Here is an 11,956-nt window from a genome sequence, read left to right as displayed (position 1 = left end):
GGCCCGTGATCAGGGAGAGCCATGACCGGCGTTTCCACCCTCGACCGTCCTTCGCAGCCCGCCGCGCCGACCCGCTACACCGTCACGCTCGCCCGCGACGAGGACGATGTACGTGCCGCGCAGCGGCTGCGGCACGACGTCTTCGCCGGGGAGATGGGCGCCCACCTGTCCAGCCCGGAGCCCGGCCTGGACGTGGACGCCTTCGACGCCTACTGCGACCACCTCCTCGTCCGCGACACGGTCACCGGGCAGGTGGTCGGCACCTACCGGCTGCTGCCGCCCGAGCGGGCCGCGGTCGCCGGACGGCTCTACTCGGAGAGCGAGTTCGACCTCGCCCCCCTCGACTCGATCCGCCCGGGCCTCGTCGAGGTCGGCCGCTCCTGCGTCCACCCCGACCACCGCGACGGCGCGGTCATCGGCCTCATCTGGGCCGGCATAGCCCGCTACATGGTCGACCGCGGCCACGAGTGGCTCGCCGGCTGCTGCTCGATCCCGCTGGCCGACGGCGGCGCCCTCGCCGCCGGCACCTGGGACCGGGTCAGCGCCAAACACCTCGCTCCGGAGGAGTTCCGGGTACGCCCGCTGCTGCCCTGGAGCGCCGACGGCGTGACCCGCCCCACCGAGCGCGTCGAACTCCCGCCGCTGCTGCGCGGATACGTCCGCCTCGGCGCCTGGGTGTGCGGCGAGCCCGCCCACGACCCGGACTTCGGGGTCGCCGACCTGTACGTGCTGCTGTCGATGCGCCGGGTCAACCCGCGCTATCTGCGGCACTTCCTCTCGCTCGTCCCGGCCTGATGAGCGTCTGGCTGCCCAGCGCGCCCTGCACCCCCAGGTCGTGCATCGAGTCGAAGGGGTCCGTCACGGCCGTACCGCGCGCGATGCTGCGGTTCGTGGCGGTACTGATCGTGGTGGCTGTCGGGGCCGCACTCACGCCGATCGGCGGGCGCGTCCCCGCCCGCGCCGTGCGCTGGTGGTGCCGGACGATCGTCCGGGCCGCCGGCATCCGGCTCCGCATCACCGGCACCACCACGCCCACCGGCGGGCTGCTGCTGGTCGCCAACCACATCTCGTGGCTGGACATCCCGCTGATGGCCGCCGTACGCCCCGCCCGCATGCTGGCCAAGGCCGAGATCCGGCACTGGCCCGTCGCCGGCACGCTCACCGCCGGCAGCGGCGCCCTCTTCATCGACCGGGACCGGCTGCGTGCCCTCCCCGAGACGGTCGCCTCCATCGCGGGCGCCCTGCGCGACGGGGGAGCGGTCGCCGTCTTCCCCGAGGGCAGCACCTGGTGCGGCCGGGCCCAGGGACACTTCCGGCGGGCCGTCTTCCAGGCCGCGCTCGACGCCGGAGTACCCGTCCAACCCGTCGGCCTGCACTACACGACCGACGGCGGCACGGCCAGCACCGCACCCGCCTTCGTCGGCAGCGACTCCCTGCTCACCTCGGTGTGGCGGGTGGTGTCGACGCGTGGGCTCGTCGCCGAGGTCGAGGTCGGAGAGACCATCGCGCCCGGCAGCCACCCCGACCGCCGCTCCCTCGCCCACGCGGCGCAGACCGGTGTGACGGCTCGGCCCCAGCACCAGGACCACTGCACCTCGGTGGCGCAGGCCCCGCTGAAAATCCGCAGGACGGCGCGGAGGCGTCCTGTTAGCGTTGCGTCCATGAGGATCATCAGGCACACCGGCACCGCGACCGCGCGAGCGACCAGCTCGCCGGCTGCCGACGCCTGACCTCACTGACCTCTCCCGGCGGCCGGAAACGGACCGCCGGGACGTGTCGTTTCCAGCCCCTTCGCAGGCTTCCCCGCGGTTCCTTTCCGGTCCCCACCCGACCTGAAGGACTCACCGCCATGAACACCGACGACACCGTCCGCACGTTCCTCGACTTCTACCGCGAACGCGGACACGAGTTGATCACCGGCAGCACGCTCCTGCCACCGCTGTCGGACCCGGTCCTGTTCACCACCTCCGGCATGCACCCCCTCACTCCTTACCTCCAGGGCCGCCCCCATCCACAGGGGCGGCGCCTGGTCAACGTCCAGCGCTGTCTGCGTACTACGGATCTCGACGAGGTCGGCGACCTCACCCACCTGACCGTGTTCGAGATGCTGGGCTCCTGGTCGTTGGGCGACTACGACCATCCGCAGAGCCTGCGTTGGGGGTACGAGCTGCTGCGGGACGGCTTCGGTATCCCGCGCGAGAAGTTGTACGTCACGGTGTTCGGCGGCGATGAACAGGTGGGCCCCGACCTCGAATCCCTGCGCACCTGGCGGGAGTTGGGTCTGCCGGTGGAGTCGACCCGGGACGAGAACTGGTGGTCCAACGGGCCCGTCGGACCCTGTGGACCCGACTCGGAGATCTTCTTCTGGACCGGTGACGGGCCGCCGGAGGGGAGCCCTACCACCGACTCGCGCTGGGTGGAGATCTGGAATCACGTGCACATGCGGTACGAACGTGGCGATGACGGTGAGTTTGTGCCGCTGAGGCAGGTCAACGTCGACACGGGCATGGGGTTGGAGCGGCTCGTGTCTGTCCTTCAAGGGTGCCCGTCGGTCTACGAGACGGATCTGTTCGAGCCGTGGATGCGGGTTGTTCCGACGCTGTGGGTGCTGGACGAGCGCGACTTGCGGGTCGTCTGTGATCATCTGCGGTCTGGCGTGGTCGTCATCGGGGACGGGGTGCGGCCGTCCAACACCGGGCGCGGGTATGTGTTGCGGCGGTTGATTCGGCGGGTGCTCACGGTTCTGCGCCGGGACGACGACTCGCGTACGTTGTGCGATCTGCCGGGGGAGCTTCTCGGTACCGGGACTGTGCGGGGGGTGTTGCTGGACGAGGAGCGGCGGTTCGGTCAACTCCTCGAGCGCGGGCGGCGGGTGTTGTCTCGGCCGAGGTTTCGGGGGACGTTGACCGAGGAGGACTACGGGTATCTCCATGACACGCATGGGCTGCCGCGTGAAATGGTCGCCGGGTTGATGGAGGACAGGTAGTCGGTTGGGTGCGGGTGCGGGTGCGGGTGCGGGTGCGGGTGCGGGTGCGCGGGGGCTGGGCGCGGTCACGCGGCGGAGCCGCATGTCAACACCTGCCGCTGCGGCTACGACGCTTTACACATGGGTTGTTCCGCTAGGTTTGGACGAGATTGCGGAACGGTCCACCCGTCTGGAGTCAGCCATGAAGCCGAATCGCTCCATCCCCGCGTCGACGGTCATCCCTGTCCTGATCTATCCCGACGTGCGTGCGGCGGTCGCCTGGCTGGGGGCAGCCTTCGGGTTTGTCGAGCGGGTGCGGATCGGTGAGGACCACCGAGCGCAACTCGGGTTCGGTGATGGTGCCGTGATCGTCGGGGATGCGAGCAAGGACCGCCGTCCTCCACGCCCCGGCGAGGTCACGCACTCGGTGATGGTGCGCGTGGATGAGGTGCGCGCCCACTGCGAGCAGGCCCGGCGGCACGGCGCCCGCATCGTCATGGAACCGACCGACTTCGAGTACGGCGAACGGCAGTACGCCGCCGAGGACCTCGCAGGCCACCGATGGACATTCTCCGAGACCCTCGCCGATGTTGCCCCGGAAGAATGGGGCGGGACGTCCGTCACGCCCGACTGACGCCCAAGATCCACTTCTGATGCATGCTCTAGGGGGTTGCCAGCAACCTTCTCAAATAGGGTGCAGTAGCGCTGCCCGCCGCCCTGACCACCTCCCTCGGCGGGCCCGCCGCCAAGATCCGGCCCCCCTCCTTTCCTCCACCCGGCCCCAAGTCGATCACCCAGTCCGCGCCCGCCACCACCGCCATGTCGTGTTCGACCATCACCACGGTGTGGCCGGCGTCGACGAGGCCGTGGAGTTGGCGGAGCAGGACCTCGACGTCGGCGGGGTGGAGGCCGGTCGTCGGTTCGTCGAGGAGGTAGAGGGTGTGGCCGCGTCGGCCGCGCTGCAACTCGCTGGCCAATTTGATGCGTTGGGCCTCGCCGCCGGAGAGTTCGGTGGCCGGTTGGCCCAGGCGCAGGTAGCCGAGGCCGACATCCAGGAGTGTGGTGAGGCTGCGCGCCACGAGCAAGGTGTCCGCGAAGAAGTCCGCCGCGGCCTCCACCGTCAGGTCGAGGACCTCGGCGATGTTCCGTCCCCGGTACGTCACTTGGAGTGTCTCGGGGTTGTAGCGCGCCCCGCCACAGTCCGGGCAGGGCGTGTACGTGCTCGGGAGGAAGAGCAGCTCGACGCTCACGAAGCCCTCGCCCTGGCAGGTCTCGCAGCGTCCGCCCGGCACGTTGAAGGAGAACCGGCCTACGCCGTAACCCCGTTGGCGGGCCTCGTCGGTGGACGCGAACACCTTGCGGACGACGTCGAAGAGGCCGGTGTAGGTGGCCAGGTTCGAGCGGGGGGTACGACCGATCGGTTTCTGGTCGACCGACACCAGGCGTCCCACGCCGGGCAGTTCCTCGGTGATCTCGCCGATGAGCGTGGACTTGCCCGATCCTGAGACGCCGGTTACCGCAGTGAATACGCCCAGGGGGAATTCGGCCGTCACGTCGCGCAGGTTGTGCCGCGTCACCGGGCCCACCTTCAACTCGCCTCGCGGGGAACGGACTTCGCGGGCGGGCGCGGGGGAGTCGTCGAAGAGGAAGCGGGCTGTCGCCGATTCCGTCACCGCCGCCAACTCTGCCACCGGTCCGCTGTGCAGTACCCGCCCGCCGTGCTCCCCTGCCAGTGGGCCCACGTCCACCAGCCAGTCGGCGGCGCGCATGACGTCCAGGTGGTGCTCGACCACGAACACCGAGTTGCCGGCGGCCTTCAGTCGGTTCAGTACCGTGAGCAGGGCCTCGGTGTCGGCGGGGTGCAGTCCGGCGGACGGTTCGTCCAGGACGTAGACCACACCGAACAGCCCGGATCTCAACTGCGTTGCCAGGCGCAGCCGTTGGAGCTCGCCCGCCGAGAGGGTGGGGGTCGCGCGGTGCAGGCTGAGGTAGCCGAGGCCGAGTTCGAGGATGGGGGCGATGCGGGAGTTGAGATCCTCGGTGAGGACGCGGGCCGCCTCCGAGGTGCCGCCCAGCGTGTTCGTCAGTTCCGCCAGTGGTAGCGCGGCCAGGTCGGCGATCGTGCGGCCCGCGATGGTCACCGCGAGGGACTCGGCGCGCAGTCTGCTGCCTCCGCAGACCGGGCAGGGAGCGCTGGTCAGGAAGCGTTCCGCCTTGGTCCGGAGGGTGGGGCTCTTCGTGTCAGAGAAGGTCTTCATGACGTAGCGGCGGGCGCTCATGTACGTGCCCTGGTACGGGCGTTGGATGCGGTCGGCGTCCCGCACGGGATGGACTGTTACGACCGGTTGCTCGTCCGTGAAGAGGATCCACTCCCGTTGTTCGGCGGGGAGTTGGCGCCACGGTACGTCGACGTCGTAGCCGAGTGTGTCGAGGATGTCGCGCAGGTTCTTGCCCTGCCAGGCGCCCGGCCACGCGGCGATCGCGCCCTCGCGGATCGACAGGGAGGGGTCGGGGACGAGAGATGCCTCGGTCGTGCGGTGGACTCGGCCGAGGCCGTGGCACTCCGGGCATGCGCCCGCCGCCGTGTTGGGGGAGAAGGCGTCGGAGTCGAGGCGTTCGGCGCCGGGTGGGTAGTCGCCGGCGCGGGAGAACAGCATCCGGAGTGAGTTGGAGAGGTTGGTGACCGTGCCCACCGAGGAGCGGGAGGTGGGGGTCGAGCGGTTCTGCTGGAGCGAGACGGCGGGCGGCAGGCCGGTGATCACGCCGACCTTCGGCGCTCCTATCTGGTGGATCAGGCGGCGGGCGTACGGCGCCACCGACTCGAAGTAGCGACGCTGGGCCTCCGCGTAGATCGTGCCGAAGGCGAGGGACGACTTACCGGAGCCGGAGACGCCTGTGAACACGGTCAACACGTCCCGCGGGATGTCGACGTCGACGCCCTGGAGGTTGTGCTCGCGGGCGTCGCGGACACGGACGTAGGAGTCGGGGACGTACGAGGCGTAGGGGGCGCGAGGGCTGTGCATGACCCGGCGAGTCTATGCGAGCACGCCGTGTGTCGCCCGGTGACCTGCGGGGGTGCGGGGGCGTCCGCGCTGTGCCACGTTGGAAGGCACGGATGCCAGTCGCCGCCCAGTCGCCGCCCAGTCGCCGCACGGAAGGTCCGTGGTCATGAGCACTCCCGGATTCGGTTTCGGACGCAGCCCCTTCGAGGAATTCGACGAGCTGATGTCCCGGTATTTCGGCGGCTCCGGCCCGGCGGCTCCATCGCGCCGGGCGCAGCGCGTCGACATCGGCAGCCTGCTCTCCGAGCGGGCCCGCGAGCTGGTGGCCCAGGCCCGGGACATCGCCGCCGTGGAGGGCAGCGAGGAACTCGACGCCCGGCATCTGCTCGCCGCCGCCACCGAGCAGGACGCGACCCGTCGGCTGCTCAGCGAGGCGGGCGCCGACCCCGACCGGATCCGGGAGCGGCTGTCCGCCGGGGCCGACGGCGGCCCGAAGACCGAACCCACCACGCTCACCCCGGCCGCCAAGCGGGCCCTGCTCGACGCGTACCGGATCTCCCGCGCCGAGGACTCCTCCTACATCGGCCCCGAACACCTGCTGCGGGCCCTGGCCGCCAACCCCGAGTCGGCCGCCGGACAGGCCCTCGCCGGCAGCGGCTGGGAGAGCGACCGGGTGCCCACCGGTTCCGAGCCCGAGCGCAAGCGGTCCAGTAGGACGCCGACCGTCGACGAGTACGGCCGTGACCTCACCGAGGACGCCCGTGCCGGGCGGCTGGACCCGGTGATCGGGCGGGACGAGGAGGTCGAGCAGACCATCGAGGTGCTGTCCCGGCGCAGCAAGAACAACCCCGTCCTCATCGGCGACCCCGGCGTCGGCAAGACCGCCGTCGTCGAGGGCATCGCCCAGCGCATCGTCGCCGGTGACGTGCCGAAGACCCTGGCGGGCAAGCGGCTCGTGTCGCTGGACCTGGCCGGGATGGTGGCAGGAACCAAGTACCGGGGCGAGTTCGAGGAACGGCTGAAGAAGCTCCTCGACGAGGTGAGCGAGCACAGCGACGAACTGGTGCTGTTCCTCGACGAGTTGCACACCGTCGTCGGCGCGGGCGGTGGTGGCGACGGCGCCCTCGACGCCGGGAACATGCTCAAACCCGCCCTGGCGCGCGGCCAGTTGCACCTCATCGGCGCCACCACCGTCGACGAGTACCGCAGGTACATCGAGAAGGACTCCGCGCTGGAGCGCCGCTTCGCGCCCATCCTGGTCGGTGAGCCGACGGTCGACGACACCATCGAGATCCTGCGCGGCCTGCGCGACCGCTACGAGGCCCACCACCAGGTCCGTATCACCGACGAGGCCGTTGTCGCGGCGGCCGAACTCTCCGACCGTTACGTCACCGCCCGCTTCCTGCCCGACAAGGCCATCGACATCCTGGACCAGGCGGCGGCACGGGTGCGACTGCGCGCCAAGACCCCGCTGCCCGACAACCGCGAGGTCGAGGACCGGCTCGCCGCCCTGAACCGGGAGAAGGACCAGGCCGTCGCCGACGAGGAGTACGAGCGGGCCAGGGAACTCCGTGACCGCATCAAGGACACCGAGGCCGAGTTGAAGGCCGGCGGCTCCGCCGAGGAGCAGGTGCCCAAGGTCACCGCCGAGGACATCGCCGAGGTCGTCTCCCGCACCACCGGCATCCCCGTCGCCCAGCTCACCGAGGAGGAACGCGCCCGGCTGATGAAGTTGGAGGAGCACCTCCACGAGCGGGTCGTCGGCCAGGACGAGGCCATCACCGCCGTCTCCCGCGCGGTACGCCGTGCCCGGGCCGGCATGAGCGACCCGAACCGGCCCATCGGCAGCTTCCTCTTCCTCGGCCCCACCGGCGTCGGCAAGACGGAACTGGCCCGCGCCCTCGCCGCCGCCCTCTTCGGCGACGAGAGCCGCATGATCCGCCTCGACATGAGCGAGTTCCAGGAACGGCACACCGTCTCCCGACTGGTCGGCGCCCCTCCCGGATACGTCGGCCACGAGGAGGCCGGCCAGCTCACCGAGGCTGTCCGCAGGCAGCCGTACGCCGTGCTGCTGCTCGACGAGGTCGAGAAGGCGCACCCCGACGTCTTCAACACGCTGCTCCAACTGCTGGACGACGGGCGGCTCACCGACTCGCAGGGCCGCACGGTCGACTTCAAGAACACCGTCGTCATCATGACGTCGAACATCGGCGCCGACCGCATCCTCGCGGCGGGCGTCGACGACTACGCGAAGGTCCGCGAGTCGGTGATGCCGGTCCTGAACCAGCACTTCCGGCCCGAGTTCCTCAACCGCATCGACGAGATCATCGTCTTCCGGGGTCTCGAACGGGCCCAACTCCGCGAGATCGTCGACCTGTTGCTCGAACACACCCGGCGCCGGCTGCACGCCCAGGACGTCACCCTGGAGGTCAGCGACGCGGCGGCCGACCTGCTCGCGAACCTGGGCTATCAGCCCGACTTCGGTGCCCGCCCGCTGCGCCGCACCATCCAGCGCGAGGTCGACGACCGGCTCGCCGATCTGCTTCTCGCCGGTGAACTCAACGCGGGCGACCGGGCGTTGGTCGACGCGAGCGACGGCGCGATCGAGATCAGGGCAAGTCAGGCGGCCGAGCAGTGAGCCGAGCACTAATCGGGCCGTATTCGCACTCCTACTCCTCTGGGAGACAGGCATGAGCAGTTATCGAGTTGCGCAAGTCGACGCCGCCGGTGGCGAGTTCGAGGTCGTCGAGCGGGACGTGGCGCAGCCGGGACCCGGCCATGTGCGGATCGCCGTGGAGGCCTGCGGGATCTGCCACAGCGACACGTTCTTCGTGAACGCCGGAGTGCCGGGCGTGCGCTTCCCGCTGGTCACCGGGCATGAGATCGCCGGGCACATCGACGCGCTCGGTGAGGGCGCCTCGGACCAGGGCTGGCGGGTCGGCGACCGGGTGGCCGTCGGCTGGTTCGGCGGCAGCTGCGGCTACTGCACCCCGTGCAGGCAGGGCGACTTCATCGTCTGCGAGAACCTCAAGGTGCCCGGCTGGGCGTACGACGGCGGCTTCGCCGAGATGACGGTCGCGCCGGTCGACGCGCTGGCCCGCATCCCCGAGAGCCTGTCGGCCAGTGCCGCCGCGCCCATGGGCTGCGCGGGCGTGACCACGTTCAACGGGCTGCGGCGCAGTTCGGCGGGGCCGGGCGACCTGGTGGCCGTACTCGGACTCGGCGGCCTCGGTCACCTGGGTGTGCAGTACGCGGTCGCCATGGGATTTGAGACCGTGGCCATCGCGCGGGGCGCCGAAAAGGCCGATTTCGCCAAGCAGTTGGGCGCGCACCACTACGTCGACAGCACGGCGGACACCGAGGTCGCGGAGGCGCTGCGGGCCCTCGGCGGCGCCAAGGTCGTGCTGGCCACGGCGGGCAACGCCGACGCGGCCACGGCGACCGTGGAGGGGCTGAGGCCCCGCGGCGAGCTGGTGGTCGTCGGGGCGGACACCGCGCCGTTGGGGATCAGCCCGCTCCAACTGATCATGCCCGGCAAGGTGGTTCGGGGTCATCCGTCCGGCACCGCGCAGGACGTGCAGGACACCCTCGACTTCAGTGCCCTGCACGGTATCCATCCGATGGTGGAGACCGTGTCCCTGGATCAGGCGGGCGAGGCCTATGAGCGCATGCTCTCCGGTGCCGCGCGCTTCCGGATGGTGCTCACGCCATGAGCGAGGCGAGCCGACGGTAGGAGTCCAGCAGCGCTTCGCGGTCGTAGGTGCTGGTGGTGACGAGGACCTCGTCGGCCGCCGTCTCCTTCAGCACCGTCTCCAGCTCGTGGGCCACCTGTTCCTCGGTGCCCGCGAGCTGTCCGGTGAGCCCGGACTCGTAGAAGCCGAACTCCTTGTCGGTCATGGCGAGTTGTTCCACGCGCTCGGCGAGCGGCAGCGGCGGGAAGGTGCCATGGGTGCGCGAGTACGCCATGGACCAGGCTTCCGGGACGAGCAGTCGCCGGGCCGCTTCGGGGGTGGCGGCCACCGCGATCGTGCCGGAGATGACGAGGTAGGGCTGCGGGGCCCAGGCGGAGGGCTGGAACCGGGCGCGGTAGTGGTCGATGCCGCGTTGCATCTTGTCCCGGTTGCGGAGGTCGCCGATCACCATCGGCAGGCCGGCACGGGCCGCAATGTCGGCGCCCTCGCCCATCGCGAGGACGAACGGCGGGACACTGAGGCCTTCCGAGGGCCGTGCGTGCGCCCCTGTGGGGGAAGTGCCCCGGAACCAGTCGAGGAGTTCGTCGAGTTGTACGGCGAAGTCGTCGGCGTCGTCCTTGTCGCGTCCCAGCGCCTTGCGGACGCCGTCGGTGAAGCCGACCGAGCGGCCCAGGCCCATGTCGATCCGGCCGGGGAACAGCGACTCCAGGACCCCGAACTGCTCGGCCACGACCAGGGGTTGGTGGTTGGGCAGCATCACCCCGCCCGTGCCGACCCGGATGGTGCGGGTGGCCGAGGCGACGGCGGCGGCCAGCACGGTCGGCGCGGAACCGGCGACCCCGGGCACGCCGTGGTGCTCGGACACCCAGAACCGGTGATAGCCCAGCTCCTCGACCTCCCGCGCCAGCCGCACGGTGTCGCGCAGCGCCTCGGCGGGCGGGTGCCCCTCGCGGGTGCGGGAGCGGTCGAGGACGGAGAAGGGGGTCGAGGCGATCACAGAACTCACATGAACTTCAACGCCCGGGAGCCCCCGGCATTCCCGGAACCGGTCCCGGCACTCACCGCCGGGACCGGACGCGCGCGTCCCTCGGCGGGTCGATGAACTGCAGTTCCAGCGTGACGGGCGGCTCGGCGACCCCAGGCCCGCCCGCCGCCGCCCACTCCAGCACTTCCTCCGTGCAGTCGTCGTCCATCGCGAACCCGACCCAGGTCGGTCGCCCGCCGGCCCGCCGCCCCGCGGCCGACGGCTGGACCACGATCACGTTGGCCTGGTCGCAGGGGCCCAGGCAGTCCGTCGTACGGACCACGAAGCCGTGCTCGGCGGCTCCTGCGCGCAGTCGTTCCAGCTGCCAGGCGTGGTCCGTGCCGGGGTGTTTGCGCGGGTCGCCGCAGCAGCAGCCCCGGCAGACGACCAGGGTGCAGGGGCGCTCTCGGGCGGCGCCGATCAGGAACGTACGGGGGGCGGGAGCAGCGGCAGACATACAGAGAAGCATGAGGCCAGGGCCCCGGGCGGTCGCCGTCGGGGTGCGGGGGCTGTCTATGGTGGCCCGGTGACAGCTGACAACAGGCGGCCACTCGCCGTGTTCGACCTCGACAACACCCTCGCCGACACGGCCCACCGGCAGCGGTTCCTGGAGAAGAAGCCGCGCGACTGGGACGGCTTCTTCGGCGCCGCGCCGCAGGACCCGCCGTTGGCGGAGGGCATCGCGCTCGCGCTGGAGTGCGCCGAGGAGTGCGAGGTCGTCTATCTGACCGGGCGGCCCGAGCGCTGCCGGCGCGACACGCTCGCCTGGCTGGTCGCGCAGGGGCTGCCCGAGGGGCGGGTCTTCATGCGGCGCAACGACGACCGCAGACCCGCCCGGCGCACCAAGCTGGAGAAACTCAAGCAGCTCGCCCGCGACCGCGAGATCCGGGTTCTCGTGGACGACGACGAGCTGGTGTGCGACGACGCCGAACGGGCCGGGTTCAGGGTCGTACGGGCCCGCTGGACCGCCCCCTCCGCCGCGCTGGAGGCGGCACAGGAGGGGGAGGGCCGGACCTGAGGGCTGTCGTCCTTAGGGCTCTCGCCTCTACGGTGTCAGTCCTCGTCCTCGATGCGGAAGCCGACCTTCAGGCCGACCTGGAAGTGCTCGATCTGCCCGTTCTCGATCTGGCCCCTGACCTGCGTCACCTCGAACCAGTCGAGGCCGCGGAGGGTCTGCGCGGCGCGGGCGACGCCGTTGCGGATGGCCTGGTCGATGCCCTCGTGAGAGGTGCCGACGATCTCGGTGACCCGGTACGTGTGGTTGGACATGCGG

The 11,956-nt window shown here is 70.8% G+C and carries 11 protein-coding genes; 7 read left to right on the top strand and 4 right to left on the bottom strand.

The annotated features are described in order from the left end of the window. Positions 1-21: 21 nt before the first annotated feature. The 4 genes from OO70_RS16390 (at position 22) to OO70_RS16375 (ending at position 3,599) form a co-directional block, all read left to right on the top strand. Positions 22-795, top strand: a complete 774-nt coding sequence (locus OO70_RS16390; protein WP_043670748.1) for a GNAT family N-acetyltransferase — start codon at positions 22-24, stop codon at positions 793-795. Next, positions 795-1,730: a lysophospholipid acyltransferase family protein gene (locus OO70_RS16385; protein ID WP_043670746.1), complete on the top strand. Its 936-nt coding sequence runs from the start codon at positions 795-797 to the stop codon at positions 1,728-1,730. The genes OO70_RS16390 and OO70_RS16385 overlap by 1 nt, the downstream gene beginning before the upstream one ends. A gap of 119 nt (positions 1,731-1,849) precedes the next feature. Then, the gene (locus OO70_RS16380; RefSeq protein ID WP_043670742.1) at positions 1,850-2,986 is read left to right on the top strand and encodes an alanine--tRNA ligase-related protein; all 1,137 of its coding nucleotides are present in this window, start codon (positions 1,850-1,852) and stop codon (positions 2,984-2,986) included. 181 nt (positions 2,987-3,167) lie between these two features. Beyond that, positions 3,168-3,599: a VOC family protein gene (locus OO70_RS16375; RefSeq protein ID WP_043670739.1), complete on the top strand. Its 432-nt coding sequence runs from the start codon at positions 3,168-3,170 to the stop codon at positions 3,597-3,599. A gap of 28 nt (positions 3,600-3,627) precedes the next feature. Here OO70_RS16375 and OO70_RS16370 read toward each other — a convergent pair whose 3' ends face one another. Next, the gene (locus OO70_RS16370) at positions 3,628-5,988 is read right to left on the bottom strand and encodes an ATP-binding cassette domain-containing protein (RefSeq protein WP_043670737.1); all 2,361 of its coding nucleotides are present in this window, start codon (positions 5,986-5,988) and stop codon (positions 3,628-3,630) included. A gap of 145 nt (positions 5,989-6,133) precedes the next feature. Between OO70_RS16370 and OO70_RS16365 the strand changes: the two genes are divergently transcribed. Both OO70_RS16365 and OO70_RS16360 read left to right on the top strand, forming a co-directional pair. Beyond that, positions 6,134-8,605, top strand: a complete 2,472-nt coding sequence (locus tag OO70_RS16365) for an ATP-dependent Clp protease ATP-binding subunit (RefSeq protein WP_043672570.1) — start codon at positions 6,134-6,136, stop codon at positions 8,603-8,605. A 52-nt stretch (positions 8,606-8,657) separates the two neighbouring features. Beyond that, on the top strand, positions 8,658-9,680 hold the full coding sequence (locus tag OO70_RS16360; RefSeq protein ID WP_043670734.1) for an alcohol dehydrogenase: 1,023 nt from the start codon (positions 8,658-8,660) through the stop codon (positions 9,678-9,680). Here OO70_RS16360 and OO70_RS16355 read toward each other — a convergent pair. Together OO70_RS16355 and OO70_RS16350 are read right to left on the bottom strand one after the other, a co-directional pair. Then, complete coding sequence (locus OO70_RS16355; protein WP_043670731.1) at positions 9,670-10,665, bottom strand: LLM class flavin-dependent oxidoreductase; 996 nt, start codon at positions 10,663-10,665, stop codon at positions 9,670-9,672. The genes OO70_RS16360 and OO70_RS16355 overlap by 11 nt on opposite strands. Positions 10,666-10,717: 52 nt before the next feature. Then, positions 10,718-11,140 carry a hypothetical protein gene (locus OO70_RS16350; protein ID WP_043670727.1) on the bottom strand — a complete coding sequence of 141 codons (423 nt, stop codon included), beginning with the start codon at positions 11,138-11,140 and terminating at the stop codon, positions 10,718-10,720. A 69-nt stretch (positions 11,141-11,209) separates the two neighbouring features. Here OO70_RS16350 and OO70_RS16345 point away from each other — a divergent pair, with 69 nt between their 5' ends. Continuing rightward, positions 11,210-11,701, top strand: coding sequence for a phosphatase domain-containing protein (locus OO70_RS16345; protein ID WP_043670723.1), 492 nt, complete (start codon positions 11,210-11,212; stop codon positions 11,699-11,701). 35 nt (positions 11,702-11,736) lie between these two features. On the opposite strand, the gene OO70_RS16340 is transcribed toward OO70_RS16345, so the two are convergent. Then, entirely contained in the window at positions 11,737-11,952 is a 216-nt protein-coding gene (locus OO70_RS16340) for a dodecin (protein ID WP_043670721.1), read from the bottom strand. Between the last annotated feature and the right edge of the window lie 4 nt (positions 11,953-11,956).

This window comes from Streptomyces xylophagus, assembly GCF_000716435.1.
Lineage (GTDB): Bacteria > Actinomycetota > Actinomycetes > Streptomycetales > Streptomycetaceae > Streptomyces > Streptomyces xylophagus.
The sequence above is the reverse complement of the archived record's forward strand: the minus strand, read 5'-3'. Positions and strand labels throughout refer to the sequence as shown.